We start from the raw sequence: 15,214 nt of genomic DNA on the forward strand, positions 1-15,214 counted from the left end.
CACCGCTCCCGCAGACCTTCGTACCTCAAGGAGTCGATCCCCCATGGCGAGCGATGCCCCGACCGGCCACGTGTCCGATCTCGACTGGCTGATGAGCGGTCTCGTCCAGCGCGTACCCCACACCACGAGCGCCGTCCTGCTCTCCAGCGACGGGCTCGTGAAGTCGCTCCACGGCCTCGACCCCGACAGCGCCGACCACATGGCGGCGCTCGCCTGCGGTCTCTACGCCCTCGGGCGCAGCGCGGGCGTGCGCTTCGGGGACGGCGGTGAGGTGCGCCAGGTCGTGGTCGAACTCGACTCGACCCTGCTGTTCGTCTCCACGGCCGGCTCCGGCACCTGCCTCGCCGTGCTCGCCGGCCGCGAGGCCGACGCGGCCGTCCTCGGCTACGAGATGGCGATGCTGGTCAAGAGCGTCCGGCCCTATCTGGTCACCGCGCCCCGGCAGCCCGCCGTCGAACCCTCGGCGATGAGGTCTTGAAGGGGGCCGCGGCCGGCGACGGGCCCTGGCTCGACGACGCGGCGGGACGCCTGGTGCGCCCCTACACCGTCAGCGGCGGCCGGACCCGGCCGAGCACCGCGCTCGACCTCCTCTCCCAGGTCATGGCCACGGGAGCCACACCCCTCGGCTACCTCGGCCCCGAGCACGGCCAGGCGCTCGAACGCTGCCGGGCACCCGTCTCGGTCGCGGAGGTCGCCGCCCATCTGAAGCTGCCGGCGGCGGTCACCAAGGTGCTGCTGTCGGACCTCGTCGACTGCGGGGCGCTGACCACGAAGCCGCCGCAGTTCCACCACAACCCCACTGACCGATCCCTTTTGGAGGCAGTGCTCGATGGACTACGACGACAGCTCTGACCCCTTCCCCACCGCACTGAAGATCCTGGTGGCGGGAGGGTTCGGGGTCGGCAAGACGACGTTCGTCGGCGCGGTGAGCGAGATCGCGCCGCTCAGCACGGAGGAGCTGCTCACCACGGTCAGCGCCTCGACCGACCGGCTCGACGGCATCGAGAACAAGGTCGAGACGACCGTCGCCATGGACTTCGGCCGCATAACCCTGGACCCGGAACACGTGCTCTACTTGTTCGGCACACCCGGGCAGGAGCGGTTCTGGTTCATGTGGGACGAGCTGTCCGACGGCGCGCTCGGCGCGGTGATCCTCGCCGACACACGGCGCCTGGAGGACTGCTTCGCGGCCGTCGACTTCTTCGAGCAGCGCGGTCTCGCGTTCATCGTCGCGGTCAACGAGTTCGACGGCTCGTACCGCTACGACCCGGCCGAGGTGCGCGCGGCCATCGATCTCGACCCCGAGATCCCCGTCGTGTGCTGCGACGCCCGGATCTCCAGCTCGGGCGTGCAGACCCTGCTCACCCTGGTCCGGCACCTTCTCGCCCACGCGCCCGCCCACTCCCCGAGCCATGGAGCCCGTGCATGAGGTACGACCCGCCGCGGCCGGCCGGTCGTCTGCTGCTGACGCCGCAGGACAAGGACGCTCCGGCCCGGGTGAGACGGCTGCGCCGACTGGGGCTCGGGGAGCGCTCCGAGCCCGCCTTCGACGCCTTCGCCGACCGTCTCGCGCACGTCGCCGCGGCGCCGTACTCGATGGTCAACTTCATCGACGAGCAACAGCAGTTCTTCGCGGGTCTGCACACCCCGGACGGCTTCGCCAGGGGCGGTCCCGCGGCGTCCGCGGGCGGGAGCGAACTCGACCTGGGCCGTTACATGGCCCGCGACCACGGCTTCTGCCCCCATGTCGTGGTGCGCCGCAAGGCGCTCGTCCTGGAGGACGTCTGCGACTACCCGCGCTTCGCCGGGAATCCGGTCGTCGACGAGTTCGGTGTCCGCTCCTACCTCGGCGCCCCGCTGCTCGACTCCAGCGGCATCGCCCTCGGCACGATCTGTGTCGTGGACATCGAGCCGCGCCCCTGGGGAAGGGCGGGCCTGGAGACCATCAAGGCGATGGCGGCCGAGCTGACCGGACAGCTCGAGAGGCGGGAAGAGGTCCACGGGATCTGACGACGCGCCGGGGCGCGGGTCCGGCCTTGTCGGCCGCCCGGGACCCATCCTGTGACGTATGCCGGATCCCGACCCAGACGTAGGTGACGAGCTCCCGTGGAACGGGGGTGACGCATGGCCGCGTAGTCGTGCCTGACACCACCGTCCCCACCTCGTGCGCCTGCCTCCGTGCCGCTTCGGCGGCCCGGCGACCGTCCCCGGGACGGCCGGGAGAACGCGGGCGTGAAGGAAAGCTGGGGCCGCGCTTAAGAAATCCTCGATGGACCCAGGGCACCGTCGTACGGCAGATTCCTGGGTGAATTCACCCCTCTCCCCGGTGCGGGCCCGCTTCGGCGTGCCCTTTCCCGGGCCGCACGCACAGGAGCCGCACGAGTGAAGGCGCTGGTCAAGGAGAAGGCGGAGCCCGGACTCTGGCTCAAGGACGTCCCGGAGCCGCAGGCCGGTCCCGGCGACGTACTGATCAAGGTCCTCAGGACCGGGATCTGCGGCACCGACCTGCACATCCGCAACTGGGACGGCTGGGCCCAGCAGACCATCACGACGCCCCTCGTGCTCGGCCACGAGTTCGTCGGCGAGGTCGTCGAGACCGGCCGCGACGTCACCGACATCAACATCGGCGACCGGGTCAGCGGCGAGGGGCACCTGGTCTGCGGCAAGTGCCGCAACTGTCTCGCCGGACGCCGCCACCTCTGCCGTGCCACCGTCGGCCTCGGCGTCGGCCGCGACGGGGCGTTCGCCGAGTACGTCGTGCTGCCCGCCACCAACGTGTGGGTGCACCGCGTCCCGGTCGACCTCGACGTCGCCGCGATCTTCGACCCGTTCGGCAACGCCGTCCACACCGCGCTGTCCTTCCCGCTGGTCGGCGAGGACGTCCTGATCACCGGTGCCGGACCGATCGGCCTGATGGCCGCCGCCGTGGCCCGTCACGCGGGCGCCCGCAACGTCGTCATCACCGACGTGAGCGAGGAGCGCCTGGAGCTGGCCCGCAAGATCGGCGTCAGCCTCGCCCTCAACGTCTCGGGCTCGACGATCGCCGACGGACAGCGCACCCTCGGCCTGCGCGAGGGCTTCGACATCGGCCTGGAGATGTCCGGCCGCCCCGAGGCGATGCGCGACATGATCGCCAACATGACCCACGGCGGGCGGATCGCGATGCTGGGTCTGCCGTCCGCGGAGTTCCCGGTCGACTGGGCCCGGATCGTCACCTCCATGATCACGATCAAGGGCATCTACGGCCGTGAGATGTTCGAGACGTGGTACGCGATGTCGGTCCTCCTGGAGAGCGGCCTCGACCTCATGCCCGTGATCACCGGCCGCTACGGGTTCCGGGACTACGAGGCGGCGTTCGACGACGCGGCCGGCGGCCGTGGCGGCAAGGTCATTCTCGACTGGACCCTCTGAGGACTTAAGGAACTGATGATGTTCGACTCCGTCCGTGACGACCTGCGCACCACCCTCGACGAGATCCGCGCCGCCGGGCTGCACAAGCCCGAGCGGGTCATCGGCACCCCGCAGTCCGCGACCGTGAACGTCACCGCGGGCGGCCGCCCCGGTGAGGTCCTCAACTTCTGCGCGAACAACTACCTCGGTCTCGCCGACCACCCCGAGGTCGTCGCCGCCGCCCACGCGGCGCTCGACCGCTGGGGCTACGGCATGGCCTCCGTGCGCTTCATCTGCGGTACGCAGGAGGTGCACAAGGAGCTGGAGGCGCGGCTGTCCGCGTTCCTCGGCCAGGAGGACACGATCCTCTACTCCTCCTGCTTCGACGCCAACGGCGGTGTCTTCGAGACCCTCCTCGGCGCCGAGGACGCGGTCATCTCCGACGCCCTCAACCACGCCTCGATCATCGACGGCATCCGGCTGTCCAAGGCGCGCCGCTTCCGGTACGCCAACCGCGACATGGCCGACCTGGAGGCGCAGCTCAAGGAGGCCTCCGGCGCCCGCCGCCGTCTGATCGTCACCGACGGCGTCTTCTCGATGGACGGCTACGTGGCCCCGCTCCAGGAGATCTGCGACCTCGCCGAGCGTTACGACGCGATGGTCATGGTCGACGACTCGCACGCCGTGGGCTTCGTCGGCCCCGGCGGCCGGGGCACCCCCGAACTGCACAGGGTCATGGACCGCGTCGACATCATCACCGGCACCCTCGGCAAGGCCCTCGGCGGCGCCTCCGGCGGCTATGTCGCCGCCCGCGCCGAGATCGTCGCCCTGCTGCGCCAGCGGTCCCGCCCGTACCTCTTCTCGAACACGCTCGCCCCGGTGATCGCCGCGGCCTCCCTGAAGGTCCTCGACCTGCTGGAGTCGGCCGACGACCTGCGGGTGCGGCTGCGGGAGAACACGGCGCTGTTCCGCTCCCGCATGACCGAGGAGGGCTTCGACATCCTCCCCGGCGACCACGCGATCGCCCCCGTCATGATCGGTGACGCGTCCGTCGCCGGCCGCATGGCGGAGCTGCTCCTGGAGCGCGGCGTGTACGTGATCGGCTTCTCGTACCCGGTCGTCCCGCAGGGGCAGGCCCGTATCCGCGTCCAGCTGTCCGCGGGGCACTCCACCGAGGACGTGAACCGGGCCGTGGACGCCTTCGTGGCGGCGCGGGCGGAACTCGCCGCCTGACGGCGGACACGCGCCCCCCCACACCGGGGGCGCACACCGGTCCGATGGCCGGAAAACGCGTGTGACCTGAGAGAATCGGTCGCATGATCGAAGCGCGGCGGCTCCACATCCTCCGTGCGGTGGCCGACCACCGCACGGTGACGGCGGCGGCCGCCGCGCTCTATCTCACCCCCTCGGCGGTCTCGCAGCAGCTGACCGCGCTCGAACAGGAGACGGGCCACCGGCTCGTCGAGCGGGGTGCCAAGGGCGTACGGCTGACGCCCGCCGGCGAGATCCTGCTCAGTCACACCAACGCCGTCCTGGCTCAACTGGAGCGCGCGGAGGCGGAGTTGGCCGCGTACAGCGCGGGCTCCGCCGGCACGGTCACGGTGGCCTCCTTCGCGACCGGCATCGGCCTGGTCGTGGCCCCCGCACTGGCCCGCCTCGCCGTCACCTCGCCCGGCATCCTCGTCCGCGTCCAGGACGCCGAGGGCGACGCCAGTCTGCCGATGGTGCTCGACCGGCAGGTCGACATCGCGGTGGCCGTCGAGTACCGGGGCGCCCCGGACGCGGACGACCCGCGCCTGACCCACGTCCCGCTCTACGCCGAGCCCTTCGACGCGGTCGTCCCCGTCACCCACCGCCTGGCCGACGCCGAGGAGGTGCCGCTCGCCGAGCTGGCCAAGGACCCGTGGATCGGCCCGTACCCGGGCAACCCCTGCCACGACGTGGTCGTCCTGGCCTGTGAGAACGCCGGGTTCCAGCCACGCCTCGAACACTCCTCGGACGACTTCCGGGCCGTCGTCGCCCTCGCCTCCGCGGACGCGGGCGTCGCCCTGGTCCCCCGTTCGGCGCTGCGGGGCATGGAGCTCGCGGGCGTGGTCGTGCGTCCCGTGGACGGCGTCGCCCCCACCCGCCGCGTCTTCGCCGCCGTACGCCGCGGCGCCGAGGACCACCCCCTGATCCGTCCCGTCCTGGACGCGCTGGCGCGGGCGGCCACGGTCGACTGACCCCACCGATTCCCGCATCTGGGATAGCATCCCGGATATGGGAATCGAGGACGATGGCGCCGTCGACGTCCGGCTCGGGGCGCGGTTGGCCGAGCTGCGGGCCGAACACGGCTGGACCCTGGGCGAACTGGCGGAGCGGAGCGGGATCAGCAGATCGACCCTCTCCCGTGCCGAGCGTGCCGAGATCAGCCCCACGGCCTCCCTCCTCAACCGCCTCTGCCACGTGTACGGGCGGACCATGTCCCAGCTGCTCAGCGAGGTCGAACGGGAAGCCGCGCTCCTGGTGCGCGCCGCCGACCAGACGGTCTGGACGGACCGGGCCTCCGGATTCGTCCGGCGATCGGTGTCGCCGCCGTACCCGGGACTGCGCGGCGAACTGGTCGAGGGGCGGCTCACGGCCGGCGCCGACATCGCGTACGACAGACCTCCCGTACCCGGCCTGGAGCAGCACATCTGGGTCCTCGACGGACGGCTCGACGTGACCGCGCAGGACATCGGGCACAGCCTCGGCACCGGTGACTGCCTCCGGCTGCGCGTATGGGGGCCGACCCGCTTCCACTGCCCGGGCCCCGCGGACGTGCGCTACGTGCTGGCGGTGGTGCTGCCGTGATCACCGTCACGCGCCTCACCGCGGCCGAACTCCATGACGTGGCCGACGAGTTGGCGGACCTGCTCGCCGACACCGTCGCCGGCGGCGCCTCGGTCGGATTCCTCGCCCCGCTCGGCCGCGCGGACGCCGTCGCCCATTGGCGGGAGCGCGTGGACGCCGTCGCGGCCGGGCACCAGACGGTCTGGGTGGCCCACGCCGAGGGCCGGCTGCTCGGCACGGTCGCCCTCGCCTTCCCGGACAAGCCCAACAGCCGCCACCGCGCCGAACTCGTCAAGCTGATGGTCCACCGGGACGCCCGCGGACAGGGCGTCGGCCGTACGCTCCTTGCGACCGCGGAGACGGAAGCGGCCGCCGCGGGCATCACCCTCCTCCACCTGGACACCGAGACCGGCAGCCCCGCCGAGTCGCTGTACCTCTCGGCGGGCTGGACCCGGATCGGGGCGATACCGGACTACGCGGCGGCGCCGTCGGGCGAACTGCGTTCGACGACGATCTTCTACAAGCGGCCGGGAGCGTTCGCCGACGGTGCCTGACGGGGCCCGGACTCCTGCGGAGGCCGCGGGCCCGTGAGGTCGTGAGCAGGTACTGCCGCCGGATGCCCGGGCGGTACCGCCGGTCCACCGCTGACGTCGTGCTTCGCCGCGTCGATGTCAGTGGCATTGACTAGCGTGCGTCTCATGCCGGATGCCGAAGACGTACGCCGTATCGCCCTTTCCCTGCCGGACACGACGGAGAAGATCGCCTGGAGCATGCCCACCTTCAGGGTCGCGGGAAAGATGTTCGCCACGCTGCCCGAGGCGGAGACCTCCATCGCGGTGCGGTGTCCGAAGGAGGAGCGCGACGAACTGGTCCTGGCCGAGCCGGAGAAGTTCTGGATCGCCGACCACGAGGCCGGTTTCGCCTGGGTCCGGGCCCGGCTCGCGGCCCTGGAGGACGACGAGGAACTCCATGCCGTCCTCGCCGACTCCTGGCGCCAGGCCGCCCCGCCCCGACTCGTCGACGCCCACCCCGAGTTGGGCCTGCCGTCCGCCGACTGAAATACCCTCTGCGCCGCCGGTGCCCCGTGGAATGATCCGCATCGCGGAGTGATCCGGAACGGGAACGAAGCGTGGGGCGGGCTGCTTCGTGGGGGAGCGGCCGGGGCTGGGGGAGGGCACGAGCGGGATGTCCAGGACGTCATCGGGCGAGGAGCCGTGGACGGGAGAGCCTTCGGAGCGTGCGGCGGGGGGCCGCACGGCGGACGCCGGCGACGGCGGGGGCGGTTCGGGCGGGCGCGGGTCCGAGAGTCCCGGGGTGCCGGGCCCGGACCGCTCACGGGCCGATCTCCCCGACGACCGGCCTCCGCGGCCCGTCTGGTCGCGGGACTTCGCCCTGTTCTTCGTCGCACGGGCCCTCGCCCGGCTCGGCGAGACCATGCTGCCGGTGGCGCTCGCCGCGGGGCTGCTGCGGTACGGGTACGGAGTGGGGGCCGTCGGCCTCGCGATGGCGGCGTCGGCCGCCCCCTTCGCCGGACTGGTCGTCTTCGGCGGAGTGATCGCCGACCGGTTCAGCACCCGCAGGCTGATGATCGGCGCCGACCTCGTACGGCTCGTGTCCCAGTCGATCGCCGCCGCCCTCTTCTTCACCGGCCATGTGATCCTCTGGCAGATCTGCGTGATCGGCGCGGTCAACGGCGTGGCCGGCGCCGTCTTCCAGCCCGGTGTCGCCAGCACCGTTCCGCGCCTGGCCACCGACATACAGGGGGCCAACGGCGCCATCCGGATCGCCGAGTCCGCCGCCCAGCTCGCCGGACCCGCCCTGGCGGGTCTGCTGGTCGCGTTCGCCTCCGCCGGAGGGGTCTTCGTGGCCCACGCCGGCACCTACGCGCTGAGCGCCCTGTGCCTGCTGCTGCTCCGGCTGCCCCCGGCCGCCCCCGGAAGCCGGACCCGCAGCGGCAGCTTCAAGGCCGACCTCGCCGAAGGATGGCGGGAGTTCAGATCCCGTACGTGGCTGTGGGCCGTCATCGTGATCTGGTGCGTGTACATGATCTCCGTCTGGGGTCCCACCGTTCCCCTGGTGGCGACCGAGGTGGTGCAGCGGCACGGCCCGCGCGCCTACGGCCTGATCAACTCCGCCCTCGGCGCGGGCACGGTCCTCGGCGGGCTCACCGCCCTGCGGCTGCGCCCGCGCCGCATGCTGCGCGCCGGTTCCCTCGCCCTCCTGGCCTTCGCCTGCTTCCCGGCGTCCGTAGGGGCGGGGTTCGGCCTGGCGGCGATCTCGGCGGGCGCGGTGATCGCCGGGGCGGGCACCTCGTTCTGGGGCGTGATGTGGGCGACCAGTGTGCAGACGCAGGTCGCGCCCGACGTCCTCAACCGCATCCACGCCTACGACGTGGCGGGCTCCCTGGCGATGATGCCCGTCGGCCAGGCGCTCGCGGGGCCGGCCGCCGCGGCCCTCGGCGCCGGCAACGTCCTTCTCGTGGCCGGAGTGATGTCCCTCGTCGTCTCCATGGCCCTGCTCTCGGTGCCCGCGATACGGGACCTGGTGCGGGTCGACGTCTCCGCGCCCCGGTCGCCGCTCGCCGGCGCGCCGCTCGAACGGGCCGGTCACCGACCCGGCCCGCGCAAAACGGGTGCGCGACCACGGGCGTGAGTGCGGTATTGTTTCCGTGCGCGTCCAACCAGGGGAAACCCCAGGTCAGACGGGCATCGGGACGTGGCGCAGCTTGGTAGCGCACTTGACTGGGGGTCAAGGGGTCGCAGGTTCAAATCCTGTCGTCCCGACTGGAGTCTTCTCCGAAGTCGCAGGTCGAAGGCCGTCCTCTCGTTTCACGAGAGGACGGCCTTCGGCGTCTTTCGGGCCTGCCCCGGACCCGCATGTCTCACGGTGTCCCCGCTCCGACGGGTGCCTGCCTCTCCGGCACCGGCGGCGGAGGTGACGGGACGAGGTCCTGTTCGGCCCAGATCGCCTTGCCCCGGTCGACGCCCCGGACGCCCCAGCGGCGGGTGAGCTGTGCGGTGATGAAGAGCCCGCGCCCGTGCTCGTCCGTGTCCAGGGCCCGGCGCAGATGCGGGGCGGTGCTGCTGTCGTCGGCGACTTCGCAGGTGAGGGTGTCGCCGAGGATCAGCCGCAGCCGGATCGGTCCCTCGGCGTACCGGACGGCGTTGGTCACCAGTTCGCTGACGATGAGCGCGGTGTTGTCGACGAGATCGGCGTCGATGTCCCAGTGGGCCAGTTGGGTGGTCGCGGCCTTGCGCGCCATGGAGACGATCGCGGGGTTGTTGGGGAAGGTCCAGGTGTTGGTCCGGTCGGGGCCGAGCGTGCGGGTGCGGGCCAGGAGCAGGAAGGCGTCGTGGTCGAGCCGGTCGGGAACCAGATCGAGGGCGAGCGAGTCGCACAGCGCCTGAAGGGAGAGGCCGGGCGCGGCCTCGCCGATCCGGCTCGGCAGCGACCGCTCCATGACCGGGGGATCGGCCAGGAGAGCGGTGTTGTAGAGCACCAGGGTGCTGCCCGCGGGCAGGGCGCGTTCGGTCGACCGGTACTGGGCGATGCCCTGGCCCAGCGGGGGGCCGGGGTCGACGTCGAGGGCTTCGGTGTCACCGCCCGGGTGCATCAGGACGGGTGCCGGGTGTCCCGCGCTCGCCGCCGTGCAGAGACGGGTGACCGGGTCGTAGACGACGTAGAGGCAGCTCGCCGGGGCGGTGTCGGGCGGGAGGCCGGGCGTGCCGGGCGGGACAGGCTGGGGGCGGCTGGCGAGGTCGTGCAGGCGTTCCAGGATCTCGTCGGGTGGCAGGTCGAGGTCGGACAGCGCCTCGATCGCGGCCCGTAGTTCGCCCATGGCCGCGGGGTCGGCGGTGCCTGCTTCCGCGGCCGTGTCCCCGGCGACGAGCGCGATCCTGGCGCCGGACAGGGGGATGACGTCGAACCAGGCTCCGCCCGTCCCCGCGGGCAGGTAGGTGTGGGCGAGGTCGATCGCGGCGGCTCCGGGCGTCGCCGGATGGGTGAGGCGGCCGGTGAGGATGCGGGCCGTGGAGCGTTCGCGTCCGTACTGGCGGGCGTTGTCCAGGCAGAGGGCGGCGTGGGTGGTGAGCTGCTCCGCCAGGGCCAGGTCCTTGTCGTCGAACGGGGTCGGATTGCGCCATCGGTAGAAACAGGCGAGTCCGAGCACCAGGCCCCGGGCGCGGATGGGGACGAGCAGCATCGAGTGCACCCCGGTGGTCAGGATCCGGGCGTCGCGTCGCCGGTCCGGGTCGAGCCAGGTGGCGTCCGGGTTCAGCCGGCTGATCAGCCTGGGCGCCAGGGTGTCCAGGGCGGCTCGGTAGGGCGTGGCGGGCGGGTAGGAGGTGACCTCGCCCGTTCTGGGCACGCCCTGGAAGTCGGGACCGGCCGCGGAGCGGAATCCCGCGCGCCGCAGGGCTGCCCCCTGGTCGCGGGACTCCGGCGTGGGCGCGTGGCCGCGTACGACGGTGTCGTAGACGTCGACGGTCACGGTGTCGGCCAGACGGGGGACGGCGAGGTCGCTGAACTCCGCGGCGGTGCGGAACACGTCCAGAGTGGTGCCGACCCGGGTGGCCGCTTCGTTCAGCAGACGCAGACCCGCCTCGGCCCGTACGCGGGCGGTGACGTCGGTCAGGGCGGCGGCGACCCCGAGCACGGTTCCGTCGGCGTGCTGGAGCCGCAGGATGTCGACCGAGGCAACGGCCTCGACGGCGGGCCCGCTCCGGCTGCGGAGCCGGACGAGCAGGTCGAACACGGGGCCGCCGGACTCCAGCACCTGCCGGGCGGTCCGCTCGATGACACCACGGTCGGGGATGTCGAAGGCCTGGAGTATCTCGGACAGCGAGCGCCCGACCATGTGGTGGATGGGGAAGTCGCGCATCATGCGCGCGGCGGGGTTCACCCGTACGAGTCGCAGGTGCCGGTCGTAGACGTGCAGACCGGCCGGAGACCGGGAGAACAGCGCGTCCAGGAGCGCGTCCCCCAGTTCCTCGCCCGCCGGGTCGGCTTTCGGGCGGTATCCATCGGTCACGACGGAACACCTCGATGGGTCGGCAACGATCCGTCGGACCGATCCAACCTCCGTCGGCGGGCTCCTGCCACCGGAGCGAGGCCGCCCCCACCGGAGCGGGGCCGTCGATGGCCGAGAAAAACGCTTGGACCGTGCGGCCGCCGCCACGGGACGATGTGACTTCTTGCCTTCCCATGTCCGGACATCGACGCCTTGGGGAGCCGAGGCGATGTGCCCTCGGACGACGCGGCGGGCAGCCGTACGACGACACAGGGTTGTGATGACGTCTCCTGAATCACGCAAGGCATTGCCGGGCAAGGGGCCGGTGCTCCTCGCCCTCCGTTACTACGGGAGGGAGCTGCGCAGGCTCCGGCGGCTGACCGTGCCGGGCATGCTGCTGCCGGCGCTGGGCAACATCGGCATCAGCTACGTCGCGCCGCTCGTCGTCGCGAAGCTCGTCGGCCGGATCGCGGGCGACGGCGGCGTCTCCGCCGGTACCGCACTGCCCTACGTCCTCGCCTTCGGCGGCATCCTGCTCCTCGCGGAGGCGTTCTGGCGCCTCGGTCTGCACTGTCTGAACCGCCTCGACGCCCTCGGCATCGAGCGGCTGTACGTGATCGGCATGGACGAACTGTTCGCCAAGGACGCCTCGTTCTTCCACGACAACTTCGCCGGCTCGCTGACCAAACGGGTGCTGAGCTTCGCCTCCCGCTACGAGGAGTTCGTCGACACGATGACGTTCCAGGTCGTGGGCAGCCTCGTACCGCTCCTCTTCGGCTCGGTGGTCCTGTGGCGCTACGAACCGCTGCTCGTCGTCGGACTCCTGGTGATGATCGCCGTGACGGGGCTGTGCGTGGTGCCGCTCATCCGCCGCCGCCAGGCACTCGTCGACGAGCGCGAGGAGGCGATCGCCCGGGTCTCGGGCCATGTCGCCGACAGCCTGATGAACATGGACACCGTCCGGGCCTTCGCGGCCGAGAAGCGCGAGGCCGCGGAGCACCGCTCCCGGGTCGCGGTGTCGCGGCGGCTCACCCTGCGCTCCTGGGACTACGGCAACCTGCGCATCGACACGTTCGTCGCGCCGATGTCCGTCCTGACCAACGCGCTCGGCCTGCTGCTCGCGGTCACGCTCGGCGGGGGCGCGCACGGCGTGGAGGCGGTGGTGGTCGCCTTCACCTACTACGCCAACGCGACCCGCATCATGTTCGAGTTCAACCAGATCTACAGGCGTCTGGAGAGCTCGATGACGGAGGCCGCCCAGTTCACCGAGCTGCTGATGACACCGCCTACCGTGCTCGACCCGGTCGCCCCGGAGCCGCTGCGCTCCAGCGACGCCGATGTCCGCTTCGAACAGGTGACCTTCACCCACGGCGGCGCCGAACCGCTCTTCACCGGGCTCGAACTGGACGTGCCCAGCGGGGCGAAGGTCGGTCTGGTCGGCCGGTCGGGCGGCGGCAAGACCACGCTCACCCGGCTGCTGCTGCGGATGACGGACATCGAGGGCGGCCGGATCCTGATCGGCGGCCAGGACATCAGCAGGCTGCGCCAGGCCGACCTGCGCAGCCTGATCGCGTACGTGCCGCAGGACCCGGCGATGTTCCACCGCACGCTGCGGGACAACATCGCCTTCGCCCGCCCGGACGCCACCGAGGAGGAGATCCGCCGCGCGGCCGAGGCGGCACACGTCACGGAGTTCGCCGACGCCCTGCCGGACGGATTCGCGACCATGGTCGGAGAGCGCGGCATCAAGCTGTCCGGCGGCCAGCGCCAGCGGGTCGCCCTCGCCCGCGCGATCCTGCGCGACGCGCCGATCCTGCTGCTCGACGAGGCGACCAGTGCCCTGGACTCCGAGAGCGAGATCCTCGTCCAGTCGGCGCTGTGGCGGCTCATGGAACGGCGTACGGCGCTCGTCGTGGCGCACCGGCTGAGCACGGTCGCCGGCATGGACCGGCTCGTCGTCCTCGACCACGGAAAGATCGTCGAACAGGGCACGCACCAGGAACTGCTCGCGTCGGACGGCGCCTACGCGAAGCTGTGGCGCCATCAGTCCGGCGGCTTCATCGACGACAGCCCCGCCACGGCCGACCGGCGCTGAACCCGGGCCGGTCCGTCCGGGATCAGGCCGGTCCGTCCGGGGCCGGGACGGTCCGTCGCGGTTCAGGCCGGGTCGTCGTGGTGCAGCGGTACCGTCCACTCCAGGACGGTGCCGCTCGGCTCGTTGGACGTCAGGGCGCAGCTGCCGCCCAGGTGCTCGGCGCGGGTGCCGATGTTGCCGAGACCGCTGCGGCGGGTGACGTCGGGGCCCATGCCGCGGCCGTTGTCCGCCACCCGCAGCCGCAGCGTGTCGGCGGTGGCCTCGGCGGTGACCTCCACGGCGGTGGCGTGGGCGTGCCGGGCCGTGTTGGACAGGGCCTCGCGCAGGACCGCCACCACGTGTTCCCGCTGCTCGACGGACACGTCGGTGTCCAGCAGGCCGCTCATGCGCAGCGCGGGGGCGAAGCCGAGCGTCTCGGCCGCGCGGGCCACCTCGGTGACCAGCCGGGCGCGCAGACCGGTGTCGGCGTCCGAGCGGTCGCTCTCCCGCAGGGCATAGATCGTGGAGCGTACGACCTTGATCGTGTCGTCGAGATCGTCCACCACCCGCTGGACGCGCTCGGCCACGTCGGGCCGGTCGGCGAGCCGGTTGAGGACCGACTGCAGGCTGAGGCCGCCCGCGAAGAGCCGCTGGATGGCCAGGTCGTGCAGGTCGCGCGCGATGCGGTCACGGTCGTTGAGGACGAGCAGCTGTTCCGCGTCGCGGCGGTGCTCGGCGATCTCCAGGGCCAGCGCGGCGTGGCCGGCGAACCCGGCGATCATGTCGATGGTGGCGTCGGGAAACGCGGGGGCGCCCTGCCGGTTCGCGACCTGGAGGACGCCCCGCACCCGCTCAGGGGTGCCGAGCGGGATCACGAACGCCGGACCGAGGTCGAGGACCGACGCGCTGCCCGTGCCGGTGCGCGGGTCCTGACTGAGCGAGGGGCTGACGATCGTCTCGCCGGAGGCGTACACCTTGGCCGCCAGGCTCGTTCCCTCGGGCAGGGTCAGGCCTCGCACCCGGTCGGCGTCGCGTCCCTCGGCGGACTCGATGACCAGGTCCGTGGTGCCGGTCACCGGCAGTGCCAGAGTCACCAGATCCGCGTCGGACAGCTCTCGGACCGTCGCCGTGAACGCGTGCAGGACCTCCACTGGGTCGGCGCCCGACAGCAGGGTGCGGGTCAGGTCGCTGCTCGCGGCCAGCCAGCGCTCACGGCGCCGGGCGTCGTCGTAGAGCCGGGCGTTGTCGATGGCCACACCGGCCGCCGCGCCGAGCGTGCGCAGGACCGCCTCGTCCTCGGCGTCGAACTCGGCTCCACCGTGCTTCTCCGTGAGGTACAGATTGCCGAAGATCTTGTCGCGGACCTGTACGGGGGTGCCGAGGAACGTGGTCATCGGGGGGTGACCGGCAGGGAAGCCGACGGAGTCCGGGTGGTCGCTCAGAACGGGGAGCCGCAGTGCGTGCGGCTCGCGGATGAGCAGGCCGAGGATGCCTTCTCCCCGGGGGTAGTTCCCGATGCGCGCGATGGTCTCTTCGTCGATCCCCACCGTGATGAACTGCTTGATGCCGCCCTCGTCACCGAGGACGCCGAGCGCCCCGTAGCGGCAGTCCACGAGCTGTACCGCGGACTCCACGATCTGCCGCAGGACCACGTCGAGGTCAAGGTCGCTGCCGATCGCGAGAACCGCCTCGAGAAGGGTGTGCACCCGGTTCTGGGTGCCGCGCACACGCTGCACCTGCTCCTGCAGGTCCTCCAGCAGGGCGTCCAGCCGGAACTGCGGGGCCGACGCCTCCTCCGGAAGGTGCGCGCTCTGGTCCATTCGAGATCCCCTCCACTTACCGCCCGTCGAAGCCATGATGCCCGACCGCCCGTGCCCGAGGGCGGGCACCTGTACGGAATGCGGCGACGGCTTGGAGAGCGGAAGGGAGGA

At 71.9% G+C, this 15,214-nt stretch carries 14 protein-coding genes and 1 tRNA gene; 13 read left to right on the forward strand and 2 right to left on the reverse strand.

The window, feature by feature from the left end; all coding sequences use genetic code 11:
* Positions 1-43 precede the first annotated feature (43 nt).
* The 12 genes from ACH4S8_RS00710 (at position 44) to ACH4S8_RS00765 (ending at position 8,984) form a co-directional block, all read left to right on the forward strand.
* Positions 44-478: a roadblock/LC7 domain-containing protein gene (locus ACH4S8_RS00710; protein WP_398389554.1), complete on the forward strand. Its 435-nt coding sequence runs from the start codon at positions 44-46 to the stop codon at positions 476-478.
* Positions 475-852, forward strand: a complete 378-nt coding sequence (locus ACH4S8_RS00715; RefSeq protein ID WP_398389556.1) for a DUF742 domain-containing protein — start codon at positions 475-477, stop codon at positions 850-852. Before ACH4S8_RS00710 ends, ACH4S8_RS00715 begins: the two co-directional genes overlap by 4 nt.
* Complete coding sequence (locus ACH4S8_RS00720) at positions 830-1,429, forward strand: GTP-binding protein (protein WP_398389558.1); 600 nt, start codon at positions 830-832, stop codon at positions 1,427-1,429. Before ACH4S8_RS00715 ends, ACH4S8_RS00720 begins: the two co-directional genes overlap by 23 nt.
* The gene (locus tag ACH4S8_RS00725) at positions 1,426-2,010 is read left to right on the forward strand and encodes a GAF domain-containing protein (RefSeq protein WP_398389559.1); all 585 of its coding nucleotides are present in this window, start codon (positions 1,426-1,428) and stop codon (positions 2,008-2,010) included. The genes ACH4S8_RS00720 and ACH4S8_RS00725 overlap by 4 nt, the downstream gene beginning before the upstream one ends.
* Positions 2,011-2,382: 372 nt before the next feature.
* Positions 2,383-3,411 (forward strand): L-threonine 3-dehydrogenase, encoded by a 1,029-nt coding sequence (gene tdh, locus ACH4S8_RS00730; protein WP_398389561.1) that lies wholly within the window; start codon positions 2,383-2,385, stop codon positions 3,409-3,411.
* Between the two features lie 18 nt (positions 3,412-3,429).
* Positions 3,430-4,623 carry a glycine C-acetyltransferase gene (locus ACH4S8_RS00735; protein ID WP_398390679.1) on the forward strand — a complete coding sequence of 398 codons (1,194 nt, stop codon included), beginning with the start codon at positions 3,430-3,432 and terminating at the stop codon, positions 4,621-4,623.
* A gap of 83 nt (positions 4,624-4,706) precedes the next feature.
* Positions 4,707-5,612, forward strand: coding sequence for a LysR family transcriptional regulator (locus tag ACH4S8_RS00740; protein ID WP_398389563.1), 906 nt, complete (start codon positions 4,707-4,709; stop codon positions 5,610-5,612).
* A gap of 37 nt (positions 5,613-5,649) precedes the next feature.
* On the forward strand, positions 5,650-6,222 hold the full coding sequence (locus ACH4S8_RS00745; protein WP_398389565.1) for a helix-turn-helix domain-containing protein: 573 nt from the start codon (positions 5,650-5,652) through the stop codon (positions 6,220-6,222).
* Complete coding sequence (locus tag ACH4S8_RS00750; protein ID WP_398390681.1) at positions 6,222-6,755, forward strand: GNAT family N-acetyltransferase; 534 nt, start codon at positions 6,222-6,224, stop codon at positions 6,753-6,755. The genes ACH4S8_RS00745 and ACH4S8_RS00750 overlap by 1 nt, the downstream gene beginning before the upstream one ends.
* Positions 6,756-6,899: 144 nt before the next feature.
* The gene (locus ACH4S8_RS00755; RefSeq protein WP_398389567.1) at positions 6,900-7,259 is read left to right on the forward strand and encodes an MmcQ/YjbR family DNA-binding protein; all 360 of its coding nucleotides are present in this window, start codon (positions 6,900-6,902) and stop codon (positions 7,257-7,259) included.
* 256 nt (positions 7,260-7,515) lie between these two features.
* Entirely contained in the window at positions 7,516-8,853 is a 1,338-nt protein-coding gene (locus tag ACH4S8_RS00760; protein ID WP_398389569.1) for an MFS transporter, read from the forward strand.
* Positions 8,854-8,910: 57 nt separating this feature from the next.
* Positions 8,911-8,984, forward strand: a tRNA-Pro gene (locus ACH4S8_RS00765).
* Positions 8,985-9,082: 98 nt separating this feature from the next.
* Here the strand turns inward: ACH4S8_RS00765 and ACH4S8_RS00770 are convergent.
* Positions 9,083-11,230 (reverse strand): SpoIIE family protein phosphatase, encoded by a 2,148-nt coding sequence (locus ACH4S8_RS00770; protein ID WP_398389571.1) that lies wholly within the window; start codon positions 11,228-11,230, stop codon positions 9,083-9,085.
* Positions 11,231-11,489: 259 nt separating this feature from the next.
* Here ACH4S8_RS00770 and ACH4S8_RS00775 point away from each other — a divergent pair, with 259 nt between their 5' ends.
* Positions 11,490-13,304: an ABC transporter ATP-binding protein gene (locus ACH4S8_RS00775; RefSeq protein ID WP_398389573.1), complete on the forward strand. Its 1,815-nt coding sequence runs from the start codon at positions 11,490-11,492 to the stop codon at positions 13,302-13,304.
* A gap of 62 nt (positions 13,305-13,366) precedes the next feature.
* On the opposite strand, the gene ACH4S8_RS00780 is transcribed toward ACH4S8_RS00775, so the two are convergent.
* Positions 13,367-15,103, reverse strand: a complete 1,737-nt coding sequence (locus ACH4S8_RS00780; RefSeq protein WP_398389575.1) for a GAF domain-containing protein — start codon at positions 15,101-15,103, stop codon at positions 13,367-13,369.
* Positions 15,104-15,214 lie beyond the last annotated feature (111 nt).

The sequence above is a fragment of the Streptomyces sp. NPDC021080 genome (assembly GCF_044333225.1).
GTDB lineage: Bacteria > Actinomycetota > Actinomycetes > Streptomycetales > Streptomycetaceae > Streptomyces.

Bases quoted from the DNA above. Each gene is read 5' to 3' on its own strand.
- ACH4S8_RS00720 (WP_398389558.1), top strand. From the start codon at position 830: ATGGACTACGACGACAGCTCTGACCCCTTCCCCACCGCACTGAAGATC.
- ACH4S8_RS00775 (WP_398389573.1), top strand. From the start codon at position 11,490: ATGACGTCTCCTGAATCACGCAAGGCATTGCCGGGCAAGGGGCCGGTG.
- ACH4S8_RS00725 (WP_398389559.1), top strand. From the start codon at position 1,426: ATGAGGTACGACCCGCCGCGGCCGGCCGGTCGTCTGCTGCTGACGCCG.
- ACH4S8_RS00755 (WP_398389567.1), top strand. From the start codon at position 6,900: ATGCCGGATGCCGAAGACGTACGCCGTATCGCCCTTTCCCTGCCGGAC.
- ACH4S8_RS00745 (WP_398389565.1), top strand. From the start codon at position 5,650: ATGGGAATCGAGGACGATGGCGCCGTCGACGTCCGGCTCGGGGCGCGG.
- ACH4S8_RS00780 (WP_398389575.1), bottom strand. From the start codon at position 15,103: ATGGACCAGAGCGCGCACCTTCCGGAGGAGGCGTCGGCCCCGCAGTTC.
- ACH4S8_RS00735 (WP_398390679.1), top strand. From the start codon at position 3,430: ATGTTCGACTCCGTCCGTGACGACCTGCGCACCACCCTCGACGAGATC.
- ACH4S8_RS00710 (WP_398389554.1), top strand. From the start codon at position 44: ATGGCGAGCGATGCCCCGACCGGCCACGTGTCCGATCTCGACTGGCTG.
- ACH4S8_RS00740 (WP_398389563.1), top strand. From the start codon at position 4,707: ATGATCGAAGCGCGGCGGCTCCACATCCTCCGTGCGGTGGCCGACCAC.